The sequence below is a fragment of the Lacisediminihabitans sp. genome (genome assembly GCF_036569425.1).
Classification (GTDB): Bacteria; Actinomycetota; Actinomycetes; order Actinomycetales; family Microbacteriaceae; genus Lacisediminihabitans.
This window is the reverse complement of sequence record NZ_DATCQQ010000068.1, coordinates 13,504-35,317: the sequence shown is the minus strand read 5'-3', so window position 1 is coordinate 35,317 and position 21,814 is coordinate 13,504. Positions and strand designations below refer to the sequence as shown.

21 protein-coding genes are annotated in these 21,814 nt (G+C 67.2%); 7 read left to right on the top strand and 14 right to left on the bottom strand.

Annotation, left to right across the window (positions count from 1 at the left end):
- Nucleotides 1–72 precede the first annotated feature (72 nt).
- The 3 genes from VIM54_RS11350 to VIM54_RS11340 all read right to left on the bottom strand — a co-directional run bounded on the left by VIM54_RS11350 (nt 73) and on the right by VIM54_RS11340 (nt 3,655).
- Entirely contained in the window at nt 73–1,050 is a 978-nt protein-coding gene (locus VIM54_RS11350; RefSeq protein WP_331901402.1) for a carbohydrate ABC transporter permease, read from the bottom strand.
- On the bottom strand, nt 1,047–2,180 hold the full coding sequence (locus tag VIM54_RS11345; protein ID WP_331901400.1) for a sugar ABC transporter permease: 1,134 nt from the start codon (nt 2,178–2,180) through the stop codon (nt 1,047–1,049). Before VIM54_RS11345 ends, VIM54_RS11350 begins: the two co-directional genes overlap by 4 nt.
- Nucleotides 2,181–2,311: 131 nt before the next feature.
- A complete protein-coding gene (locus tag VIM54_RS11340) occupies nt 2,312–3,655 on the bottom strand; it encodes an ABC transporter substrate-binding protein (RefSeq protein ID WP_331901398.1) in 1,344 nt (447 codons plus the stop codon).
- Nucleotides 3,656–3,983: 328 nt separating this feature from the next.
- Between VIM54_RS11340 and VIM54_RS11335 the strand changes: the two genes are divergently transcribed.
- Entirely contained in the window at nt 3,984–5,015 is a 1,032-nt protein-coding gene (locus tag VIM54_RS11335) for a LacI family DNA-binding transcriptional regulator (RefSeq protein ID WP_331901397.1), read from the top strand.
- Between the two features lie 685 nt (nt 5,016–5,700).
- Here VIM54_RS11335 and rplL read toward each other — a convergent pair.
- The 7 genes from rplL to VIM54_RS11300 form a co-directional block, all read right to left on the bottom strand.
- Nucleotides 5,701–6,084, bottom strand: a complete 384-nt coding sequence (gene rplL, locus VIM54_RS11330; protein WP_331901395.1) for a 50S ribosomal protein L7/L12 — start codon at nt 6,082–6,084, stop codon at nt 5,701–5,703.
- Nucleotides 6,085–6,140: 56 nt separating this feature from the next.
- Nucleotides 6,141–6,656, bottom strand: a complete 516-nt coding sequence (gene rplJ / locus VIM54_RS11325; protein WP_331901393.1) for a 50S ribosomal protein L10 — start codon at nt 6,654–6,656, stop codon at nt 6,141–6,143.
- 807 nt (nt 6,657–7,463) lie between these two features.
- The gene (locus VIM54_RS11320) at nt 7,464–8,900 is read right to left on the bottom strand and encodes a DUF222 domain-containing protein (RefSeq protein WP_331901392.1); all 1,437 of its coding nucleotides are present in this window, start codon (nt 8,898–8,900) and stop codon (nt 7,464–7,466) included.
- A 130-nt stretch (nt 8,901–9,030) separates the two neighbouring features.
- Complete coding sequence (locus VIM54_RS11315) at nt 9,031–10,263, bottom strand: hypothetical protein (protein WP_331901390.1); 1,233 nt, start codon at nt 10,261–10,263, stop codon at nt 9,031–9,033.
- On the bottom strand, nt 10,260–11,111 hold the full coding sequence (locus VIM54_RS11310) for an NAD(P)-dependent oxidoreductase (protein ID WP_331901388.1): 852 nt from the start codon (nt 11,109–11,111) through the stop codon (nt 10,260–10,262). Before VIM54_RS11310 ends, VIM54_RS11315 begins: the two co-directional genes overlap by 4 nt.
- Nucleotides 11,112–11,180: 69 nt before the next feature.
- Nucleotides 11,181–12,719: a HAMP domain-containing sensor histidine kinase gene (locus tag VIM54_RS11305; RefSeq protein WP_331901386.1), complete on the bottom strand. Its 1,539-nt coding sequence runs from the start codon at nt 12,717–12,719 to the stop codon at nt 11,181–11,183.
- Nucleotides 12,716–13,480, bottom strand: a complete 765-nt coding sequence (locus tag VIM54_RS11300; RefSeq protein ID WP_414673217.1) for a response regulator transcription factor — start codon at nt 13,478–13,480, stop codon at nt 12,716–12,718. Before VIM54_RS11300 ends, VIM54_RS11305 begins: the two co-directional genes overlap by 4 nt.
- Before the next feature lie 165 nt (nt 13,481–13,645).
- Between VIM54_RS11300 and VIM54_RS11295 the strand changes: the two genes are divergently transcribed.
- Genes VIM54_RS11295 through VIM54_RS11275 form a run of 5 tightly spaced genes read left to right on the top strand, consistent with a single transcriptional unit; the run spans nt 13,646 to nt 18,148 of the window.
- Nucleotides 13,646–14,908 (top strand): efflux RND transporter periplasmic adaptor subunit, encoded by a 1,263-nt coding sequence (locus tag VIM54_RS11295; RefSeq protein ID WP_331901382.1) that lies wholly within the window; start codon nt 13,646–13,648, stop codon nt 14,906–14,908.
- Entirely contained in the window at nt 14,905–15,642 is a 738-nt protein-coding gene (locus tag VIM54_RS11290; RefSeq protein WP_331901380.1) for an ABC transporter ATP-binding protein, read from the top strand. Before VIM54_RS11295 ends, VIM54_RS11290 begins: the two co-directional genes overlap by 4 nt.
- Entirely contained in the window at nt 15,639–16,862 is a 1,224-nt protein-coding gene (locus VIM54_RS11285) for an ABC transporter permease (RefSeq protein ID WP_331901379.1), read from the top strand. The genes VIM54_RS11290 and VIM54_RS11285 overlap by 4 nt, the downstream gene beginning before the upstream one ends.
- Before the next feature lie 41 nt (nt 16,863–16,903).
- On the top strand, nt 16,904–17,473 hold the full coding sequence (locus VIM54_RS11280; protein ID WP_331901378.1) for a hypothetical protein: 570 nt from the start codon (nt 16,904–16,906) through the stop codon (nt 17,471–17,473).
- 45 nt (nt 17,474–17,518) lie between these two features.
- Nucleotides 17,519–18,148, top strand: a complete 630-nt coding sequence (locus VIM54_RS11275; RefSeq protein ID WP_331901377.1) for a YqaJ viral recombinase family protein — start codon at nt 17,519–17,521, stop codon at nt 18,146–18,148.
- Here VIM54_RS11275 and VIM54_RS11270 read toward each other — a convergent pair.
- Nucleotides 18,145–18,858 carry a DUF998 domain-containing protein gene (locus tag VIM54_RS11270; protein WP_331901375.1) on the bottom strand — a complete coding sequence of 238 codons (714 nt, stop codon included), beginning with the start codon at nt 18,856–18,858 and terminating at the stop codon, nt 18,145–18,147. The genes VIM54_RS11275 and VIM54_RS11270 overlap by 4 nt on opposite strands.
- 87 nt (nt 18,859–18,945) lie before the next feature.
- Between VIM54_RS11270 and VIM54_RS11265 the strand changes: the two genes are divergently transcribed.
- Nucleotides 18,946–19,914, top strand: coding sequence for an NADP-dependent oxidoreductase (locus VIM54_RS11265; RefSeq protein WP_414673216.1), 969 nt, complete (start codon nt 18,946–18,948; stop codon nt 19,912–19,914).
- Nucleotides 19,915–19,955: 41 nt separating this feature from the next.
- On the opposite strand, the gene VIM54_RS11260 is transcribed toward VIM54_RS11265, so the two are convergent.
- From VIM54_RS11260 to rplK, 3 genes are all read right to left on the bottom strand, one after another.
- Nucleotides 19,956–20,492, bottom strand: coding sequence for a GNAT family N-acetyltransferase (locus VIM54_RS11260; RefSeq protein ID WP_331901374.1), 537 nt, complete (start codon nt 20,490–20,492; stop codon nt 19,956–19,958).
- A gap of 62 nt (nt 20,493–20,554) precedes the next feature.
- Nucleotides 20,555–21,244, bottom strand: a complete 690-nt coding sequence (gene rplA / locus VIM54_RS11255; protein ID WP_331901373.1) for a 50S ribosomal protein L1 — start codon at nt 21,242–21,244, stop codon at nt 20,555–20,557.
- A 75-nt stretch (nt 21,245–21,319) separates the two neighbouring features.
- Nucleotides 21,320–21,751, bottom strand: a complete 432-nt coding sequence (gene rplK, locus VIM54_RS11250) for a 50S ribosomal protein L11 (RefSeq protein WP_331901372.1) — start codon at nt 21,749–21,751, stop codon at nt 21,320–21,322.
- Between the last annotated feature and the right edge of the window lie 63 nt (nt 21,752–21,814).

The window sequence follows — 21,814 nt, the reverse complement described above, 5'->3', positions numbered from 1 at the left end:
CGGGAGTGGTGACTCCCGCCGTGAGCGCGTATCCCCCGCCGCCGGCACCGAGGTCCGGAAGCGGTGCGAGGATCAGCCCTTCGTGCTGCCTGCCAGGAGGCCACGCACGAAGAACCGCTGCAGCGCGAAGAACACGATGAGCGGCACGAGGATCGAGATGAACGCGCCCGCCGTGAGCAGGTTCCAGTCCTGGCCGCGGCTTCCAGTGATCTCCGCGAGCAGCTTCGTCATCGGGGCGACGCCACCGTCGGCGAAGACCAGGGCCACGAGAAGGTCGTTCCACACCCAGAGGAACTGGAAGATCGCGAACGACGCGATGGCGGGCATGGTGAGCGGAAGCACGATCCTGAAGAAGATCTGGCCGTGGTCGGCGCCATCCACCCTTGCCGCCTCGATGAGCTCGCTCGGGATCTCGGAGATGAAGTTGTGCAGCAGGAAGATCGCCAGGGGCAGCGCGAAGATCGTGTGCGCGATCCACACCTGGGAGTACGACCCGCTTGCGTTCAACCCCGCGAAGATGGGAACTCCGCCGATGACCAGTCCGCGCGAGAACAGGCTCAGCAGCGGAACGAGCGCCATCTGCAGCGGCACGATCTGCAGGGCGAAGACGCCGATGAACATCCAGTTCTTGCCCTTGAAGTCGATCCACGCGAAGGCGTACGCCGCGAGGCTCGCGATGACGAGCGGGAAGATCGTCGCCGGAAGCGTGATCGCGATCGAGTTGATGAACGACCCGGCGAGGTTCAGCTGGCTGTTGCCGGCGTTAAGCACCTGCGTGTAGTTGTCGAGCGTGAACCCGGGGTTCTGAAAGATCGTCCACCACCCGTTTCGCAGGATCTCCTTAGCCGGGCGAATCGACGAGATGAACAGCCCGAAGGTCGGTGTGGTCCACAAGACGGCGATGATCAGCGCCGCGACCGTTGCGCCCCGACTGGTCAGGCGTCGCTTGGTGCGCTTCGTCGCGGTGAGCCCGGTGGCACGCTCGCCCGCGCCCAGCTGGACCTTGGTCGCGGTATCGATGGGTACATCAATCGGAGTGACGGCGCTCATCGGATCTCCCTCTGCTTCTTGATCTGCCGTGCGTTGTAGATGATGATCGGGAGCACCAGCACGAAGAGAACCAGCGCGAAGGCGGCCGAGCGTCCGTTCTCGAAGCCCTTCCACTGCGTGTACATCTCGTTGGCGATGACGCTCGTGTCGTTTGCGCCGGCGGTCATGGTGCGAACGATGTCGAACACCTTGAGCGACGCGATGGAAATCGTGGTCAGCACGACCACGAGGGAACTGCGGATGCCGGGAACCGTGACATTGACGAATCGCTGCCAGGCGTTGGTCCCGTCGAGTTCGGCCGCCTCGAGCTGCTCCGCGGGAACACCCTTGATCGCGGCCGAGAGCACCACCATGGCGAAGCCGGTCTGGATCCAGACGAGCACCACGATGAGGAAGAACGTGTTCCATGGCGAGTTCTGGATCCACTCCACCGGCTGTCCCCCGAACCAGACCACGATCTGGTCGAGCAGGCCGATCTGGTTCTGGCCCGCCGGGCGGGCCGCGTAGACGAAGCGCCAGATGATGCTCGCCCCGACGAAGGAGATGGCCATCGGCATGAAGACGAGGATCTTGAAGTACTTCTCCCCGCGGGACTTGTCGATGAACATGGCGTAGGCGAGGCCGAAGGCCGTCGACACCGCGGGCACGATGAGCACCCAGACGATCGTGTTGAGCACCACGCGGATGCCGGTCTGCTGGGTGAAGATCCAGACGAAGTTGTCGAGTCCGATGAATCGGTTGCCCCGGCTGTTCTGGAAGGCGGCGATCGTCGTGCCGATCGTGGGGTAGATGAGGCCGATGGCGAGCAGGAAGACCGCCGGGGCCAGGAAGCCGATCAGCTGGAAGAGATAGCCGGCGCCCTGCTTGGCGCGGTAGTCGAGGATGAAGAACACCCCGCCGAGCACCGCGGCGACGGCGGCCGCGGCCGGAATCGACCCGAGGGTGAGAAAGAGCGCGAGTGGTGCGAGTACGCACACAACAAGGCGGATGATCGTGTACCGGCGGCCGGAGCGCGGCGCGATCTCCACGAAGAAGAGGATGAGGGCCATGACCGCGAGGAACGCGAGAATGACGAGCGGTATTTGCGCCAACGCAGGAAGCGTTGAGATCCAGCGCAGAAAGTCTGACATTTACACCCTTTCGAGTACGACGGTGGACTCAGAAGACAACGGGCTGAAGCGACGATGCTAACGACACCGTAGCAAGGAGCGGGGGATGGCCGGCGGAAATATTTCTCCGCCGGCCATCCTTGTGAAGCGAGCTACTTAGAAGGCCACGACGCGTCGATGGTCTTCAGGACCTCGTCGGTGGACTTCCCGTTCACCCAGTCGACCATGCCGGTCCAGAAGGAACCGGCTCCCACAACGCCCGGCATGAGGTCCGAGGCGTCGAAGCGGAAGGTCGTCTTCGGGTCCTGCAGGATCTTGATCGCCTGCTGCAGGATGGGGCTGGACGCGTTCTTCGGGTCGAGACCGTTGTTCGCGCTGATCACGCCGCCGAGCTTGACGCGGCTGTTCGCCCACTCGGGGCTGGAGAGGTACTCCTGCACCTTGATGGTGTCCGCGTCGTTCGAGAACGCCGCGACTACCTCGCCACCACCGGTGACGGCCTGGCCTGCACCGGCATCGATCGGCGGGGTGAGGAACGCCCAGACCTGCTTGTCTGGCCCAACCGTCGCGTTGCCGTTCTTCGGGTCAGTGATGAACCCATCGAAGAAGGACGCCTGGTGGGTCAGTGCGCACGAGCCGTCGCCGACGACGCGAGCGACGTCACCGAACGGCGTGGCGTTGATCGACTTGACGTCGCCGAAGCCCGCGTTCACGTACTTCGGGTTGAGCAGGATGGAGCCGACGGAGTCGAACGCCTTCTTGATCGCCGGGTCGGTGAACGGAATCTTGTGGCTTACCCACTTGTCGTAGGTGGCCGCTCCGGCCTGCCGAAGCACGAGGTCCTCCACCCAGTCGGTTCCCGGCCATCCGGTCGCCGCGTCGGAGCCGAACCCGGCGCACCACGGCGCCTTGCCGGTCTTCTCCTGGATGGTCTTGGTCACGGCCATGAGCTCGTCCCACGTCTTGGGAACCTCGACGCCCCAGTCCTTGAACTTCGCCGGGGAGTACCAGATGAAGCCCTTGACGCTCGCCATGAGCGGCGCGCCGAAGAGCGTTCCACCGGTTGACGCGTACGCGGCCCAGTCCTTGGACCAGTACTTCTTGGCGTTGGCCGCGACGCTCGCCGGAGCCGGCTGGATGAAGTCCCTCGAAGCGAGGTCGTTGAGCAAGCCTGGCTGCGGGAAGATCGCGAGGTCCGGTGCGTTTCCACCCTGGGCCCGGATGCTGATCTGGGTCTCGAATTCCTTGCTCGACTCGTACTTGATGGTGATCTTGTTCTTCTTCTCCCAGTCCGCCCAGGACTGGTTGAGAAGCTGGGCCTCGGTGTCGGCGATCGTGCCATAGATGGTCACGACTCCGTCGGCCTTGCCTGCGTCGCCCGGGCCCTTGTTCGACGAGGTGGAGCCGCCCCCCGACGAGCAGCCCGCGAGAGCAAGGCCCGCGATGGTAAGAAAAACGAGTGGGGCTGTGATGCGGCGGTGCACGGTGGAACTCATGTAACTCCTCCTCATTGAGGTTCTTCCGCAGGTGTTCATGGCTGAACGCGGACTGGACAGTGCTGTGTCGCCGGTTCGCCGGCGCTGGTACACGCGCAGGCTGACAATAGGGAACCGGTTCCACTCGACAAACTACGACACCTCGAGGGGTTTCTGCAAGCGCTTGGTGTGGCCTGTTATCTAACGTTTTCGTCACGCGCATGTCGCGCCGGAGCGACAGGGTTGATCCACATTCGCGCCGTGGGAGCGCGACCATGTGGAACCGGTTCCATTCGACCGAAAAGATCGCTAGGCTGTGCTCCGCCGAGCCGCTGCCGAAGGAGATGGGGTGCTTGTGAGCGCAATCGCCGATGTCGCACGCCTCGCGGGCGTGTCGAAATCCACCGCATCCCGGGCGCTTAGCGGCCGGGGCTACGTCTCGGATGAGACCAGGACGAAGGTGGAACGGGCGGCCGCAGCGATCGGCTACGTGGTCTCCTCCAACGCGGCGAGCCTGGTCACCGGTCGAAGCCGCAATGTGGGCGTGGTCATCCCCTTCGTCAACCGCTGGTTCTTCGCCGAGGTGCTCGAGGGCATCGAGAGCGCCCTCATCGGCGCGGGCTACGACCTCACCCTCTACCGGCTCAGCCCGCACGCCGCCCTGCGCGAGCGCATCTTCGACTACTTCCTGGTGCGCAAGCGCGTGGACGCGGTGATCGCCGTCGACGTGGCCCTGACCTCGCACGAGGTCGCGCTGCTCAAGTCCCTCGGCAAGCCGATCGTGAGCATCGGAGGGAACATCGACGGCATTTCGTCACTCAGCATCGACGACGTGCGGGCGTCCCGGTTCATGACCGAACATCTCCTGAGCCTCGGCCACACCCGCATCATGCATCTGGGGGGCGACCTCAACGAGCAGATGGACTTCCGAGTGCATGCCCAACGTCTCGCGGGCATGCGGGAGGCCCTCGACGCCGCCGGAATTGCGCATCCCGACGATTTCCGCGCGGTTCCGTACACGATTCCCGGCGGATACGCCGGTGCCCTCTCCGTGCTCGGCGATCCTGGCTCACGACCGACGGCAATCGTCGCCGGTTGCGACGAGATCGCGATCGGCGCGATCGTGGCGGCCCGGCAGCTCGGCATCACCGTGCCGGAGCAGGTCTCCATTGTCGGGATCGACGGCCACAATCTGGCGGAAATGTTCGGGCTGACGACGCTCGAGCAATACCCGGTGGACCAGGGCGCCAAGGCGGTCGAAATGATCTTGGAACGGCTCACGAGCGATCGTGGGCCCCTCGAGGACGAAAGGGTGACGATGCCGGTGCGCATGATCGTGAGGCGCAGCACAACGGCGCCCGCCGACGTCACCGTGCACTGATCGTCGCTGCCCCGAGATCGACGCGGCCTGATCGACGCTGCCCTAATCGACACCATCCCGGTGCAGTCGCCCGCCGCGGCAGCGCCGGGACCTGTGGCCCCGGCGCTGCCGCGTCGTGCAGACGGGCCGTGCCCCCATCAACGCGCTGAACCGGGCTAGCCAGAGGGTAAGACTGTCTAGTCCACACACAGATCGGGGTACAACTCGCGGAATTCGCGCCCTCCACCTCGAGAAATCCGGTGGCGACGCGTCCTCATTATGGTGGACAACGAATGCCAATCGCAAGTAGCCTCAGGCAAGAGCAATCGGTGAAACGATTCGCTCGGCGCTCCATGGGCCGACATTGCCGTCGGTCGGCTCCTCGAGGGCGCTGCAACGTCCGTCCCTGATCCCGGATGCTGCGGCGTAGACGGCACAGGCGCGGGACATGCCGAGTGGTTACGGCGTGTCCCGCGCCACCCGTGTCCCCGCAAGCAGAGGCCCTCTGGCAGCGTCGCCAGGGGGCCTCCTGTGTGTGTCTTGCGCGCGATGGGAGTCTTCCGCGCGATTGGAGTGGCGCGCCCCCAACGCGAAGGGCGCCGCCCCGTGTGGGACGACGCCCCGAGAATGCGGGACTCCCTCACGGAAGTCCGCATTCACAGACAGCATCGAAAACGCCGCAAGCATGAGCCCCGAAGGGCGTCGACTACTTGAGGGTGACGGTGGCGCCAGCTTCTTCGAGCTGAGCCTTTGCCTTCTCGGCGGTCTCCTTGTTGACACCCTCGAGCACAACGCCGGGGGCGTTGTCCACGACGGCCTTGGCCTCGCCGAGGCCGAGGCTCGTGAGGGCACGGACCTCCTTGATGACCTGGATCTTCTTGTCGCCGATGGACTCGAGGACGACGTCGAAGGAGTCCTTCTCCTCGACCTCTTCGACCGGAGCGGCGGTTCCGCCGGCAGCAGCAGCTGCAACGGGGGCGGCCGCGGTGACCTCGAAGACCTCTTCGAACTTCTTGACGAACTCGCTGAGCTCAATGAGCGTGAGCTCCTTGAATGCTTCGATGAGGTCGTCGCCTGAAAGCTTTGCCATGATGTTTCTCCTTGTTTCTCGTGTTGTAAGCCGCGGTGTCTAACGTCCTTGCGGAGTTAGGACGCGGAATCCTGCTTCTCGCGCAGCGCGTCGACCGTACGAACGGCCTTGGCGAGCGGAGCGTTGAACATGTACGCCGCGCCGAACAGCGAGGCCTTGAAGGCGCCGGCAAGTTTGCCGAGCAGCACCTCTCGGGTCTCGAGATCGGCGAGCTTGATGACCTCTGCCGGGGTCAGGGGGTTACCGTCGAAGTAACCGCCCTTGATGACCAGCAGCGGGTTTGCCTTGGCGAAGTCGCGAAGACCCTTCGCAACGGTGACCGGGTCACCGTGCACGAACGCGATCGCGGACGGACCGGCAAGGTCGTCGTCAAACGACGAAATGCCAGCCGCGTTCGCGGCGATCTTGGTCAACGTGTTCTTCACCACGGAGTACGTGGCGTTCTCACTGAGAGTGGTGCGCAGCGTCTTCAGCTGAGCGACAGTGAGCCCGCGGTACTCGGTGAGCAGTACGGCGGTCGAGTCGCGGAACTTGTCCGTGAGCTCGGCAACCGAAGCTTCCTTGTTCGCCATGTGGCTCCTAGTAATGGATTTGTGGTGCGTGGTTGTGCGTTCCGGACCACCGGGCCGTGCCACGACAACAAAAAAAGCTCCGGCGCAAGCGCACGGAGCCAAACCAACACGGAGCTAAACCATGGAAGGAATTCTCAATACACCTGCGCAGGTCTTCGCTGTAGCGAACATTCGATCGGCGGCTGCGATTCAGAGAATCGACGCACACCAATAACCGGCGGTCTTTGGCTGTGGATAAGACTACGGGATGAAGTAGCCGCCGCGCAACACGGCCGCGAGCGCCTTGTCCGACAGGCGTGCCGTGGTGCCAGACGGGCCGTGTTGCCGGACGGGCTCGGCGTCAGGCGGGGGTGCGGTGATGCCGGGGGCACCAGGCCGGCTCCACGTCAGGCGAGGAATCGGCAGCCCACCCTCCGGGCTCACGCCTCCCTCTCACTCTTCGTCCCCGCCGCTCCCCTTTTTGTCCTGAACTCGACCATGGCCTCGCGGTACGCGCGACTCTTGCTCGGCAGGGGGATTAGCTTCCGTTCCGGGTCAATGTCTGGCGGTGGTTTCAACCAGTAGGTATCGTCCACTCGAACAACCCGCCAGTGGTTGTTGTGCAGATTGAGATGGTGGAAACGGCACAACAAGATTCCGTTCACTTTGTCCGTTCGTCGCCTTATGATCCGTTCATGCCTAGACACTTGCGCGACCCGGCACCGGGCGATAGGCGACGAGGATTCCTCCGTGGCTTTCTCGACGCAGTCGGCGCATTTGTCGACGCGGCGATTACTGCAGTATTCAGCGGATGGTGAACATCAATAGCTATTCAGGGTGAGATTTACGATTTGTCCCGTCGGCGATGTTCGTCAGGCCGAAGTCGCGGTCCCACTCGTCGATGTGGTGGGCTTCGCACCAGGCGGGAGGACGATCGCAGTCTCCGATCATGCAGCCCCCGTCGCGGGCGGCGAGTCCCGTGCGTTGCCTCTCGGTGAAGGTGCGCTGGTCCCTGCCCACGTCGACGCACTGTCCGCCGACATCGAACAGGATCCCCAGGGTCCCGGTGTCGCACAGGAATCGCTCGACCGTCTCCATCGACACCGGGTCCGCGACCCCCTCGATATAGCCGTGACCGGCTGGGCCGTCCGTGGTGGGCAGAGTCGGGCGGGCCGCGAGGCTGTGTTCGGAGACGATGACCCTCACGGCGGGCCGTCGGCTGCCGAAGATGGTGCCGGGATCGACAGCGCCGGCGATGCGGACCATTTCGACGAACGCGTCGGCACACAGTTGTTCCGTGCTGCGCGGATCATCGACGATCGCCCGCGCACGCGACTTCTTCGCGGCGCTAACGAATCGGGGGCCACCTCGCCTCGGACTGAGCACGGCGTCGAGGGCGGAGAAGACGATCCTGCCGGACTCGGGGTCGAGGGCGCCGTTGATCTGGTACATGCCGTCGCGACGAACCCAATAGGTCATCCGTCTGGCGGCGTATCGGTGTCGCTCGCGATCGGCGATGCCGTTCTGGTCCATCTCGTCCCGCAACTGCCTTGCGCGGCGGTAGAGGTGGTCGGCGGACATCCCCGCCGACTCGGCGAGCAACTGCTGGCTCGCCGCGGCGAGCATGCCTCCGTCGATGGTGTCGTCAGTGTCGCCGAGCCCGCGGCGGATGGCTTCCCCGCCGCCCGCGGACACCGAGCCGGCGACCAGGGCGTCCGCGATTGGCGCTTCCCACGGGAATGCCCCCTCGCCAGGGTCAGCCAAGCCGGCATCGATGAGGGCAGTGTCGGACTCCTCGGGGCCATCTCCGACCCCGATGACCTCCAGATTCGCGACGGCCTTGATACCGGCGGTAGCCGCAGCGGTGTCGATGAGGATGGTGCCGAGGGCCACAAACTTGCCGGCTTCGGCGAGGGTGGTCTGCAGTCGGGCGCGAATGAGAGCCTCCGCGCTTCGGAATCCGGCCTTCTGAGCGAGGCCGGAATGGCCGAACGGCACGCGCGACCTGCGAGCGATCTCCCCCGCCGCCCACGCGGCAAAAGCGTCCACGTGTCGACGGTGGGCGACGATCACGTCCAGGGCGTGCAGCAACTCGTCCCCGGCGAACCCGGCGAACCCCTGTCCCGCGGCCAGCGCAGCGACTGCCCGGGCCGACGCGAGGAACGCCTCGGCAGGGTCGGCCCGGGGCGGGCCGGGCGGATCGGCATCGCTCGCCGCATGAGCCGGGAAGCCTTCCGGAGCCGCCGTCGCGATGGGGGTGGTCATGCGTCAATTCTCCCACCTTCGAACATATATTCGAAGGCGAGGAGCTAATCTGTGCAGAACTCTTATTCGCAGGCTTGGTGCGGAGAGGAGCGGAAAGCCGGCCGGCCGGCGGCGGGCACCCCGCGACGCGTCAGTCGGCCCGTTGGCCGCCAGATTCGGGTCCAGCAGCGGCCGAGGAACGGTCGACGGGCGCGGATGGCGAAGTTCGAGACCGCTCCATACCCGATGACGCGCCCGGCTTGACACCGGGAGAAGACGCGCGCGCCTTGGCGGTCCCCGACGCCGGCTTCGCTGACGCGCTCGGCTTCGCTGACGCGCTCGGCTTCGCGGCCGTGCCAGGCTTCGCGGCCGTGCCCGGCTTCGCTGACGCGCCCGGCTTCGCTGACGCCACGCGCTTCGGTGAGGCCGTCGATGCCGGGACCGGATCTGCGGTCGGGGCCGGGCTGGCGGCGGAGCGTTCGACGACCGGGGTGGCCGCGTGGTCGGCGGCCGTGGACACGGATTCAGAAAGGGACGCAGGAGCGGGTACGGAAGTACGAGCGGAGGCAGACAAGGGCGCGGCGTCAGTAGCGGACGCTGAAGCTGAAGCGGACTCGAGAGCAGGCGGGGACGCGGAAGGCACGGCCGTTTCGGAAGGAGAACCGGAGTCCGGGACGGTGGCGGCGTCGCCCTCCCCAGACGCACCGCGGGCCCGCCGGCGTCGATCGGGCAGCAGCACGAATCCCGCGAGCAGCACCACCACGATCCCGAGCACGATGCCGGCCACCAGCAGTCCCTGCGTCGGTGGGCTAGCGGCGGTGGCGGGCGCATCGGCCACGAGTTTCTTGCGGAACTCCGCGTTCGGCAGGGCGGAGGTGACGCCCGACTTCCCCGGGATGAGCGGCGTTATCGTCGTACCGTCCGAGGCGAACCAGGCCCCGGTCGGGTCGTCCCGCACGAGCAGGGAGCCCGCGGGGGCGGCGGCGAGAGCGGCCACCGTCGCGGTGCCCGGCGCAAAGTTGGCGAGCTCCGGTTGGTCGCTGCCGGGGTTGATCCACACCGTCGCGAGGCCGAGTACGACGTCGTTCTTGGTGGAGACCGGCGCGACCCAGTTGTTGGTGAGCTCGGTCGGGGTCGTGCCCGCGCCCGACCGGAAGGCCTTGGTGAAGGCGAGCACGCGCCGCACCGTTCCGATCTTCGTTGTCGCGTCGTACGAGCTCGCCCCATACAGGTCGGCGAGCCTCGGCACGAGGCCGGTCGCGAAGTAGGACGCGACCTCCTCCGGAACTCGGGGCTCGTCGCTGGCCAGGGCGGTTTGCGCGCCGATGCCCACCGTCGCGATCGCCAGGACGGCGATCGCGATGGCGCGTCTATACACAATCACGCCTGGGCATGGTTTCGCCAGGAGTGCTCGGGTTCGAACCCGAGCAGACGACGAGCCTTGTCGATCGAGAGCATGGTCTCGGTCTCGCCGAGCTCCTTGGTGACCGTGACGTTCGGGAAGACCTCGGAAGCGAGCGAGGCGCTGGAGCGGCTCATGGTCGTGTCGCTCGCGGCGATGATGAACGCCTCGAAGCCGGGGACGTTGCGAAGGAGGGCCCGCTCCACGGCCTGGGCGCCATCCCGGGCGTCGATGTACCCCCAGAGGTTCCAGCTGCGCAGCCGGGCGTCCTTGTCGTAGGACGGGAACGCTGCGTAGTCCGCGACATCCATCACGTTGGAGAATCGCAGGCCGGTGATGCTGAGTTCCGGGTCCCAGCGAACGAGCTTGATCGCGAGCTGCTCCTCGAGGTGCTTGGTGAGGGAGTAGATCGACTCCGGCCGCGTGTCGTACTCCTCGTCCACGGGGATGTACGGCGGCGGGGTCTCGAACGGGATGCCGAGCACGGTCTCGCTCGACGCGTAGACGATGTTCTTGATGCCGGCGCGGCGAGCGGCCTGGAACACGTTGAAGGTGGCCGACATGTTGTTGTGGAAGGTCTGCGAGTCCGGCAGGATGCCGCCGGCCGGTGCCGCTGCGAGGTGCACGACTGCATCGAGGCCGTCGTGACGGTCGTTGATGCCGAACAGCGCATCCACGGTCTGGCCGTAGTCGGTGAAGTCGACCTGCGTGAATCCCGGACCGCGGGCGCCGACGATGTCGAGGGCGATGACGGAGTGTCCGGAGGTGCGAAGTCGCTCGACGACGGCGCGTCCGAGCTTTCCGGTGGCTCCTGTGACAGCAATTCTCATGACAGATTCCTAACAGTGCGCGAGATTCCAGTCTGTCATCTTCGCCGTCGGGCGATACGCAGCGGCGCGCTAGACCTCGGGTTCGGCGGGGGGCAGCTCGGCGAGCGGCAGCTCGGCGAGCGGCAGCTCGGCGAGCGGCTGGGCGAGCGGCAGCTCGATCCGGAACACGGTGCGCCCCGGCTCGCTCTCCACTGTGACCACGCCGCGATGGCCCTCGATCACCGCGCTCACGATCGCGAGGCCGAGTCCCGTGCTGCCGGCGGCGCGCGAACGGGAGCTGTCACCCCGCGCGAACCGCTCGAAGAGAACGGGCAGCAGATCGCTCGGGATGCCGGGGCCGTCATCCGCGACGGTCAGCACCGCGCTGTCCCCCTCCACCGAGACCGCGACGACGACGCTCGTGCCGGACGGCGTATGCACGCGGGCGTTGGCGAGAAGGTTGGTGACGACCTGGTGCAGCCGCGCCGTGTCGCCGTCCACCATCACCGGCTCCTCCGGCAGGTCGAGCGACCACTCGTGGTCGGGGCCGGCGGCATGGGCGTCGCTCACGGCATCGATCAGCAGCCGGGACAGGTCGAGCGGTTCGCTCTCAAGGTCCCTGCCCTCGTCGAGCCGTGCCAGGAGCAGGAGGTCTTCGACGAGGGACGTCATGCGCGTCGCCTCCGATTCGACCCGGCCGATCGAGTGCACGACGTCGTCTGGCAGGTCGTGGTTTCCGCGCCTGGTGAGTTCGGCGTAGCCGCGGATCGACGCGAGCGGGGTGCGCAGCTCGTGACTCGCGTCCGCCACGAACTTGCGTACCTTGTTCTCGCTGGCCTGGCGGGCGGTGAGGGCGGATGCCACGTGTCCGAGCATCTGGTTGATGGCGGCGCCGACCTGGCCGACCTCGGTTCGCGGGTCGGCATCCGATTCGGGCACCCGCACGGCGAGAGCAACCTCGCCGCGGTCGAGCGGAAGTTCGGCCACGTGAGTCGCGGTGGCGACGACCCGCTCGAGCGGACGCAGCGCGACGCGCACGATCCAGGCCCCGAGGAAGGCGGCGACGAGCAGGCCGAGGGTCGTCACGATGACGATGACCAGGGCGAGCTGCAGCACCGTGGCGGTCACCTCGCCGAGCGGGAGGGCGGTCACGACCCGCACGCCCCCGCTGTATTCGACGGCGACCGCCCGGTAGCTGCCGAGGGCGCCCCCGAGATCCACCGTCGTCGCTACGCCGGTGGACGGCACGCTCGCGAATGGCTTGCTCTGCGCCGCGGTGAGCAGCTGCGGCGTGCCGCTCTGGTCCTTGCGCAGGGCGGATGCCGTGGAGCCCGTCGCTATGGCGATGACGGTGTCCGGCGCCTGTCGTCCGAACGTTTCGCGCAGACGCTCCTGCGAGAAGCTCTGGGTTGTCGAGTCGTCGGTCGGACCGCCGGGAGGCCCGAAACCGTTCTGCGATCGTCCGTTCGCCTGGCTGAGCTGCCGGTCGAGCCTGCCGGTGAGGAAGCTCTGCAGCGCAACGACGCTCACCGTGCCGATCACGATCGCGACCGCCGCGAGCAGGCCGACCACGGCGAGCACGAGCCGCCGGCGCAGTGACCACCGTGGTCGGGTGGCGGGTGGCGTCATGCGGCGGCCTTGATCATGTATCCGACACCGCGCACGGTGTGGATCATGGGGCTCTCGCCTGCATCGATCTTCTTGCGCAGGTAGGAGATGTAGATCTCGACGATGCTGGAGCGGCCGCCGAAGTCGTAGCTCCACACGCGGTCGAGAATCTGTGCCTTGCTCATCACCCGGCGCGGGTTGCGCATGAGGAAGCGCAGCAGCTCGAATTCCGTGGCCGTGAGCTCGATGAGGCGACCGTCGCGGCGCACCTCGTAGCTCTCCTCATCGAGCACCAGGTCACCGACGCGCAGAAGCGGGTCGGACGAGTCGGCGATGACGACCGTCGACCGGCGGATGAGCCCGCGCAGGCGAGCGACGAGCTCCTCGAGGCTGAACGGCTTCGTGACGTAGTCGTCTCCCCCGGCGGTGAGCCCGGCGATGCGGTCGTCGAGGGCGTCCTTCGCGGTGAGGAAGAGGATGGGCGTGTCCTGCCCGTCCGCCCGAAGTCGCTTGAGCACCTGCAGCCCGTCGATGTCCGGCAGCATCACGTCGAGCACGACGACGTCCGGCTGGAACTCGCGGATCACGCTGATCGCCGTGCGCCCCTCGGCCGCGGTGCGCACCTCCCAGCCCTCGTAGCGCAGGGCCATGCTGAGCAGGTCGCTCAGGGTCGGTTCGTCGTCAACGACGACGACGCGCACGGGAGAGCCGTCGGCGCGGCGGAGCTTGGGGCCGGCGCTCGGCGCGGCGGAAACGCTGTCTGTAGTCACTCCTCCTACTATCGCGAGTTTCCTATGAGAAACCTATGTTCCAGCCCTACCTCTCCTGAGATCTTTCGGGACCGCTCGCTGGGCGACGACGGAACCCTCGAAAGCTCTCAGACGTTCAGGCCCGACCCCCAGCCCATTCATATGGGGTTCATAGCCTAGAGCGGCAGGTTTTCGATCATGACCATTCGCACACCGGTGGTGATCAATGTTTCGCTTGCCGTCGTCATCATCGGCGCGATCATCGGCGCCTACTTTCTCATCTTTCCGTCCTCGTCTTCCGGGTCCACGGGAACCCAGCTCACGACGACGGTGCAGCAGGGGGTGGTGAGCAACACCATCACCGCGAGCGGGACGGTCGCACCGGTGAGCGAGGCCTCCGCCTCCTTCGCGGTGTCCGGCACGATCGCGACCGTCAACGTTGCGCTCGGGCAGACGGTCGCGGCCGGTCAGGTTCTCGGCACCCTGCAGACGGCGAGCTTCCAGCAGACCGTCAACAACGACACGACGCTGCTCGCCCAGGCACGCACCCAGCTCGTGAACGCGAAGGCGGCCCTCGCGGCGACCGAGGCGACACCGGCCGGTGCGAACACGACGGCGGCGCAGACAGTGTCGAGTCTCAACAGCGCCAAACAGCAGGTCGCCACGGCGCAGGACCAGGTCACCACGGCCTCGCAGACGCTCGCCAAGGACCAGTCGAACCTCGCAGCGACCACCCTCACCGCCCCGTCGGCCGCCCTCGTGATCGGCCTCACCGGCGTTGTCGGACAGAGCACGGGTTCCGGGTCGTCCAGCTCGTCGTCGTCGGCGGCAGGAACCGGATCTGGCGCTGCCTCAACGACGTCCGGGTCGGCCTCCGCGTCGACGTCCAGTTCGGCCTTCGCGACGATCGCCGATGTCTCGGCCATGACCGTGAGCGCGAGCATCGCGGAGGCGGACATCGCCTCCGTCACCGTCGGCCAGAAGGCGGTCGTGACGTTCCCCGCCGTGCCCGGCGAGACGGCGGATGCCACGGTGACGGCGATCGCGCCCACGGCGACCACCAGCAACTCGGTCGTCACATACGCCACGACGATCACCCTGGCCAGCATCCCGACCGGGCTTCGCCTCGGCCAGACGGCGTCCGTGGCGATCACGACCAAGAGCTCGGCGGCTGACGCCCTCTACGTGCCGACGGCGGCCATCACCACGGCCAGCGGAGCCTCGACGGTGAAGGTGGTCGGAGCCAACGGCAAGACGACCGTCACGACGGTGACCCTGGGGATCGTCGGCACCGTCGGCACCGAGATCAAGACCGGGCTGAAGGCCGGCGAAACGGTCTCACTCGGAGTGGTCACCCCCACGACGACGGGCACGGGCAACGGCACGGGCCGCACCGGCTTCGGAGGAGGCGCGGGCTTCGGCAGCGGCACCGGCGGTTTCACACCGAGGAACAACGGATGACCCCGCTCGCGCGGACCGGGACGGCCCCGGTCCTGCAGCTCACCGACATCCACCAGGTCTACGGAACCGGTGACGCCGCGGTGCATGCCCTGCGCGGCATCACCCTGGAGATTGCGCAGGGCGACTATGTGGCCATCATGGGCCCGTCCGGTTCGGGCAAGTCCACCCTGATGAACCTCCTCGGTTGCCTCGACGTGGCCTCCTCCGGCGCCTACCTGCTCGCCGGGAGCGACGTGAAGACCCTCGACGAGAACCAGCTTGCGCGCATCCGCAACCGGCAGGTGGGCTTCGTGTTCCAGTCCTTCAACCTCGTGCCGAGGATGTCGGCGCTCGGCAATGTCGAACTGCCCCTCGTCTACGCCAGGGTCCCCCGCGCCGAGCGCCGCACGCGCGCCCTCGAGGCGCTCGCCATGGTGGGCCTCGCCGACCGCGCGAACCACCAGCCGCAGGAACTCTCCGGCGGCCAGCAGCAGCGCGTCGCGATCGCCAGGGCCCTCGTCACCTCGCCGACTCTCGTGCTGGCGGACGAGCCGACCGGAAACCTCGACAGCGCCTCCACGGACGAGATCCTCGCCATGTTCGACCTGCTCGCCCGCGACGGCCGCACCATCGTGGTGATCACCCACGAAAAACACGTGGCCGACCAGGCCCACCGGGTAGTCACCCTCAGCGACGGCGTCATCGTCTCCGACCGCACCACGGCGAACACCCCGATGGCTGGATCACGCTCATGAGCTTCCTCGAAATGATCCTGTCCGCCCTCCGCGGCATCAACGCCAACAAGCTGCGCTCGATCCTCACCCTCCTCGGCGTGATGATCGGCGTGGCCTCCGTCATCCTGCTGCTCGCGGTCGGCAACGGCTCCGCCCAGACCGTGAACTCCGCGATCTCGCAACTGGGGACGAACACTCTCACCGTTCGGCCGACCGGTGGTGGCGGCGGAGGAGGAGCCCAGGCCGCGGCGAGCACCGGATCGACGAAGCAGATCACCATGGCCGTGGGCCGGGAGATCCAGGCCGCGAAGCTCGGCCACGTGCGGGAGGTCATCCCCCAGGTCGCCGGCAGCCTCACTGCGGCCTCCACCACCGCGTCGAAGACCGCGATCTCGGTCGTCGGCACGACCCCCGCCTACTTCACCGTCGGCACGAACTCCGTCGCCACCGGATCGCCTTTCACCACCGAGGACGTCACGACGTCCGCGAAGGTCGCCGTGATCGGGCAGACCCTCGCCGGAGAGCTGTTCCCAACCGGTTCCGCGCTCGGCCAGCAGGTCACCGTCGGCGGGACACCGCTCACCATCGTCGGCATCCTCGCCGAACAGGGCAGCATCGGCTTCAATGACCCCAACTCGGTGATCATCGCTCCGATCAGCCGCATCCAGGCGTCCTTCACGGGCTACGGTGCCGTCAGCTCGCTCACCATCGAGGCCGCGAACTCGGATGCGGTCGCCGCGGCGCAGGGCGAGGTCGAGATCATGCTCAACCAGCTTCTCGGCATCACCAACACCGCCGACGAGCCGTACACGATCATCAACCAGGGGTCGCTCCTGCAGACGGCCGCCACCAGCGCGGCGAGCTTCACCGCGCTCCTCGGCGCGGTGGCGGCGATCAGCCTCCTCGTCGGCGGAATCGGGGTGACCAACGTCATGCTCGTCACGGTCACCGAGCGCACTCGGGAGATCGGCATCCGCAAGGCCCTCGGCGCCACCCGCGGAGCGATCCTCGGCCAGTTCCTCGCCGAGGCGGCCACCCTCACCCTGCTCGGCGGAGTGCTCGGAGTCGCCGTCGCGCTGATCGGCGCGCGGTTCCCGATCACCGGCACCCTGCCCGTGATCCTGCCGTTCTCCATCCCGCTCGCCCTCGGCGTCTCCGTGGCGATCGGCGTGTTCTTCGGCGTCTACCCGGCGGCCCGCGCAGCGGCCATGCGCCCCATCCAGGCCCTCCGGGCCATCTGACCCAGATCCCGCACCACCAACCCAACAGAAGAGAAGAACCCATGTCTGACAGCTTCGACACCACCCCGGCTCCGGCCTCCGCGCCGCAGTCGTCCGTTCCCCAGCCGACCACGCCACCCGCGAGGCGCAAGTGGCTCACCCCGACCCTGGCCATCGTCGCGACCCTCGCCGTCGGTCTCGCCGGTGGAGTGCTCATCGGGCACGCGACCGCGGCATCCGCGCAGGCGAGCGGACAGGCCGGCTTCACCCGCGGCCTGGGCGGCGGCGGCACCGGCGGAGGCACCGGCGGCACTGGCGGCGGCGACGGGTTCGCCGGCGGCGGGTTCACGGCCGGCACCATCGTGTCGGTCACCGGCAGCACGATCGTCGTGAAGACCCAGGACGGCACCGAGAAGACCGTGACCACAACCGGCAGCACCAAGGTGACCAAGACCACCGCGAGCACCCTCGCCGACCTCAAGGCCGGCGAGACGGTCACGGTGATGGGCCAGGCCAGCTCGAACGGGGACGTCACCGCGACCTCCGTCGCGGAGGGCACGCTGCGGCAGTTCGGCGGGCGACTCGGCAGCGGAGCCGGTGCGCCGACCGCTGCGCCGAGCACCAACGGCTGACCCGGCCAACCCGCCGAATCCGGCGCGGTGGGAGACAATGGTCAGGTGACCGTGATCCAGCCCACCCTCGACCTCTGGGACGAGCCGGCGCCCGATCATCGCGACCGCGTCGTCGCCCGGTCGGCCGACCGCGTGGCGTGGCTGCGGGCGCGAAGCCGCGGAATCACCGCCACGGACGTCGCCCGGCTCTCCGGCCCGGCGTCCGTGCAGGCCGTCGCCCTCGACAAGCTGCATGGGTCGAGCTTCGGCGGCAATGCATACACCGATCACGGCCGGGCCCGCGAGCCCGAGATCGCCCGGTGGGTGCAGGACCGCTACCAGATTCGCCCGAGCGACGCTCTCTTCCACGCCGCGGGCCAGACCGACCACCTGGCCACCCCGGACGGGGTGGGGCTCGCGGCATCCGGCCTGCTCGAACTCGCCGAAATCAAGACGACCAAGTCGGCCTGGAGGTCCATCCCGCGCTCCTATCTTCGCCAGGTCTGGTGGCAGCAGTACGTGCTCGGCGCCGACCGCACGCTGTTGGTGTGGGAGCAGCACGACGACTTCGTGCCGACGAACCCCGAGCCGGAGTGCCGCTGGGTCGACCGTGACGACAACCAGATCTACCTGCTCGTGCAGCTCGCCAACCGAGTGCTCGACATCGTGGAGCGCGAGCGCGAGCGCAAGCGCTAGACCGTTTCGAGCGCGGCCGGGATGACCGGCGCTCGATCGTCACTCGGGCTCTCCACCGCCGCTCCGGTCGCCAGTCGCCGTGCGACTACCGCGGCGAAGATCACCAGCCAGCCGAGCGCTATCGTCGTCGCGGCGAGCTCGAGGCGGCTGCCGAGGTTGGCCTCGAACCGCGCCAGCGAGAAGATCCCGCCCGTGCCGGCGATCAGCGCCACGGCGAGACCCGTCGTGAGCGACAGACCGGCGAGCGCCCGGTGGCCATGAGCGAACGAGGTCTGCAGCATCGCCCAGCAGGCGGCGGCGAAGGCGAGCACCGCCACGACGGTGTGGATGAGGTCCTGCCAGGTGAAGGTGTCCCCCACCGGCAGCGGGCATCCCTCGGTGCACGTGACCTGCGAGGCGACGAAGAAGAATCCGCAGCCGATCCAGAGCGAGACCGCCGGCGTCCACGCCCGCAGGATGGGAAGCCGGGAACGGATGCCTCGTCCGGCATAGGCGATGAGGCTCCCCCCGATCACGATCAAAAGGAGGGCCGATTGGAACCAGTGCGCCGTCGGTTCTCCCCGCGCACCCATCTCGCTGACGTAGAGGTCGCGGTGGGCGCTCTGCCTGGCCACCCAGATGATCACGAGGGCCGCGGCGACGAGGCAGGAGCCGATGATCGTGCCGACGAGTTCGACGACGGCCCTTCGGGTGCGACGGTGCAGGCTCATTATTGAATGGTAGAGCCGAGGCATAGTTTGCTTCCAGTTGACACCGCCGTAACACCGGCGAATCATTGGGCGGCTTTACTGGTGAACATGAGCACGATGCGAGCAATGGTGATCGCGGCTACCGGGGGCCCCGACTGTTTCACCCTGGCCGAAGTGCCGATACCCACGAAGTTGAATTCGGAAGTTCTTGTGAAGGTCATGGCGGCGGGGGTCAATCCCATCGACGCCAAGACGCGAGCCGGTGGCGGCGTCTCCGCCGGAATCACCAGCTTTCCCGCCATTCTCGGGTGCGACTTCAGCGGCGTGGTGGTGGAGTCGCCATATGACGCCTACCCGCTGAAGCCGGGCGACGAGGTGTTCGGAATGGTGCCGGTGCCACGGATGGCCGGTTGCTACGCGGAGTTCGTGAGCGTGCCCAGCCTCAGCATCGCGCGCAAGCCGACGAGACTCTCGCACCTCGAGGCGGCCGGGGTGCCCGTCGCGGCCCTCACGGCGTGGGGCGCGGTCGTCGACGTGGCCAAGGCGCACGAGGGCCAGCGCATCCTCATCCACGCCGGCGCAGGCGGTGTCGGCCACTTCGCCGTGCAGTTCGCCGCGTACTTCGGGGCCCACGTGATCGCCACCGGCTCGCCCCACAACCTCGGCTGGCTGCGCGACCTCGGCGCCGCCGAAGTGATCGACTACACGATGACCCGATTCGACGAGGTGCTCTCCGGAGTCGACGTGGTGATCGACCTCATCGGCAATGTCCACGATGACACGGGCTCCCGCTCGCTGCGTGTGCTCCGGCCGGGCGGCCTGCTCGTGAATGTGCCGAGCGGCAGCTGGCCGACGCTCGCCGAAGACGCGGCGGCCGCCGGCATCCGCGCCACTACCTACCGGGTGGCGCCGGACGGGTCGACCCTCGCCGTGATCGGGCGGTTACTCGAGTCCGGTGACGTGCACGTCACCCTCGACAGCGTCTACGACCTCACCGCCGCCGCGGACGCCCACACCGCGATCGAGTCCGGCCACACCCGCGGCAAGATCGTGCTCGACCTCGGCAGTCGTGTATAGGGCCGTCGCGGCTCGGGCCGTCACGTCTGGGCCCGTCGCGTCTAGGAGCCGAACACCCGTTCGCGCGTGAAGTCGTCGTGCCACTCGTCGCCCACGAGAAAGCGCTTGGTGCCCACCACCGCGAAGCCGTGCTTCTCGTAGAAACGGTTGGCCCGGCCGTTCTGCTGGTTCACGCCGAGCCACACCCCGGCCGCGCCGGCCGCCCTGGCCGCCTCGAGGGTCGCCACCATGAGGGCGGATGCGACGCCGGCGCCGTGCTCACCGGCGAGCAGGTAGCACTTGCTCAGCTCGATGGTGGGGCGTGCGGCGATGGCCGAGGCGACATCCGTGTCCTTCGGTTCGCCGGCGACGAGCATCGTGTAGCCGATGAGGCGATCGGCTCGCACGGCCACCAGCAGCTCACGGGCGGAATCGGCAAGGTAGGACTCGAACCGCTCGACCGAGAGGATGTCGCGGACGAACGCGTCGATGTCCTGCTGGCGGGTGCCGGGAGGGCAGGCGAGCGCGAAGGTCGCCGCAGCGACCTCGTGCAGCTCGGCCGCATCGGCCGCGACGGCCCGGCGAATCGAGTCCGGCATCCTCTTCCCCTTCTTGATGCACAAAAGGGGCCGGCAGAAGCCGACCCCTTTCGCGTTGCTGCTTAGAGTACGTTCACGTCCAGCGGGATGCCGGGACCGAAGGTGGTCGTGACAGTGCCCTTCTGGATGTAGCGGCCCTTCGCGGAGCTCGGCTTGGAGCGCACGATCTCGTCGAGCGCGGACTTGATGTTCTCCTCGAGCTGCTCGGCCGTGAACGCGGCCTTGCCGACGATGAAGTGCACGTTGGAGTGCTTGTCCACGCGGAACTCGATCTTTCCGCCCTTGATCTCGTTGACGGCCTTCGCGACGTCCGGCGTAACGGTTCCGGTCTTCGGGTTCGGCATGAGGCCACGCGGGCCAAGCACCTTTCCGAGACGACCGACCTTGCCCATGAGCTCGGGGGTCGAAACCGCCGAGTCGAACGAGGTGTAGCCGGCGGCCACCTTCTCGATGAGCTCGTCGCCACCGACCTCGTCCGCACCGGCCGCGATGGCGGCTTCGGCGGCGGGTCCGGTTGCGAACACGATGACGCGGGCGGTCTTACCCGTGCCGTGCGGCAGGATGACGGTTCCGCGAACCATCTGGTCCGCCTTGCGGGGGTCGACGCCGAGCTTCAGCGCGACCTCGACGGTCGAGTTGAAATTCTTGGAACCGGTCTCGCGGGCGATGCCGACCGCTTCGTTGGGGGTGTAGAACTTGCCGTCTTCGATCTTCTCGGCGGCGGCCCGGTAGGCCTTCGACTTCTTTGCCATCTTTATCTCCTGTATGAGTCTGTGGTTAGCGAGCCAGGCTGGCTCTCCCACGGTGTTGCTGTGTGAATCGGCACGCTACGCGTCGATCGTGATGCCCATGCTGCGAGCGGTGCCCGCAATGATCTTCTCGGCGGCCTGAACGTCGTTCGCGTTGAGGTCCACCATCTTCTGCTCGGCGATCGAGCGGAGCTGGTCCTTCGACAGCCTGCCCACCTTGGAGGTGTGCGGGGTGCCGGAGCCCTTGGCGACGCCGGCGGCCTTCTTGATGAGCTCGGCCGCGGGCGGGGTCTTCAGGATGAAGGTGAACGAGCGGTCCTCGTAGACGGTGATTTCCACCGGGATGACGTTGCCGCGCTGCGACTCGGTCGCCGCGTTGTACGCCTTGCAGAACTCCATGATGTTTACGCCGTGCTGTCCGAGCGCCGGCCCGATGGGCGGTGCTGGGTTGGCGGCGCCGGCCTGGATCTGAAGCTTAATCAGACCGGTGACCTTCTTCTTCGGTGCCATTTTTTTCCTTTTCGGTGATCGAGCAGTGGATGTCTCTCGAGATCCGTGCTCTCCCGCCTCTCC

What these genes read in the sequence shown, in the direction of transcription:
- VIM54_RS11350 (WP_331901402.1), bottom strand. Translation starts at nt 1,050, where the DNA reads ATGAGCGCCGTCACTCCGATTGATGTACCCATCGATACCGCGACCAAG.
- VIM54_RS11345 (WP_331901400.1), bottom strand. Translation starts at nt 2,180, where the DNA reads ATGTCAGACTTTCTGCGCTGGATCTCAACGCTTCCTGCGTTGGCGCAA.
- VIM54_RS11340 (WP_331901398.1), bottom strand. Translation starts at nt 3,655, where the DNA reads ATGAGTTCCACCGTGCACCGCCGCATCACAGCCCCACTCGTTTTTCTT.
- rplL (WP_331901395.1), bottom strand. Translation starts at nt 6,084, where the DNA reads ATGGCAAAGCTTTCAGGCGACGACCTCATCGAAGCATTCAAGGAGCTC.
- rplJ (WP_331901393.1), bottom strand. Translation starts at nt 6,656, where the DNA reads ATGGCGAACAAGGAAGCTTCGGTTGCCGAGCTCACGGACAAGTTCCGC.
- VIM54_RS11320 (WP_331901392.1), bottom strand. Translation starts at nt 8,900, where the DNA reads ATGACCACCCCCATCGCGACGGCGGCTCCGGAAGGCTTCCCGGCTCAT.
- VIM54_RS11310 (WP_331901388.1), bottom strand. Translation starts at nt 11,111, where the DNA reads ATGAGAATTGCTGTCACAGGAGCCACCGGAAAGCTCGGACGCGCCGTC.
- VIM54_RS11305 (WP_331901386.1), bottom strand. Translation starts at nt 12,719, where the DNA reads ATGACGCCACCCGCCACCCGACCACGGTGGTCACTGCGCCGGCGGCTC.
- VIM54_RS11295 (WP_331901382.1), top strand. Translation starts at nt 13,646, where the DNA reads ATGACCATTCGCACACCGGTGGTGATCAATGTTTCGCTTGCCGTCGTC.
- VIM54_RS11290 (WP_331901380.1), top strand. Translation starts at nt 14,905, where the DNA reads ATGACCCCGCTCGCGCGGACCGGGACGGCCCCGGTCCTGCAGCTCACC.
- VIM54_RS11285 (WP_331901379.1), top strand. Translation starts at nt 15,639, where the DNA reads ATGAGCTTCCTCGAAATGATCCTGTCCGCCCTCCGCGGCATCAACGCC.
- VIM54_RS11280 (WP_331901378.1), top strand. Translation starts at nt 16,904, where the DNA reads ATGTCTGACAGCTTCGACACCACCCCGGCTCCGGCCTCCGCGCCGCAG.
- VIM54_RS11270 (WP_331901375.1), bottom strand. Translation starts at nt 18,858, where the DNA reads ATGAGCCTGCACCGTCGCACCCGAAGGGCCGTCGTCGAACTCGTCGGC.
- VIM54_RS11265 (WP_414673216.1), top strand. Translation starts at nt 18,946, where the DNA reads ATGAGCACGATGCGAGCAATGGTGATCGCGGCTACCGGGGGCCCCGAC.
- VIM54_RS11260 (WP_331901374.1), bottom strand. Translation starts at nt 20,492, where the DNA reads ATGCCGGACTCGATTCGCCGGGCCGTCGCGGCCGATGCGGCCGAGCTG.
- rplA (WP_331901373.1), bottom strand. Translation starts at nt 21,244, where the DNA reads ATGGCAAAGAAGTCGAAGGCCTACCGGGCCGCCGCCGAGAAGATCGAA.
- rplK (WP_331901372.1), bottom strand. Translation starts at nt 21,751, where the DNA reads ATGGCACCGAAGAAGAAGGTCACCGGTCTGATTAAGCTTCAGATCCAG.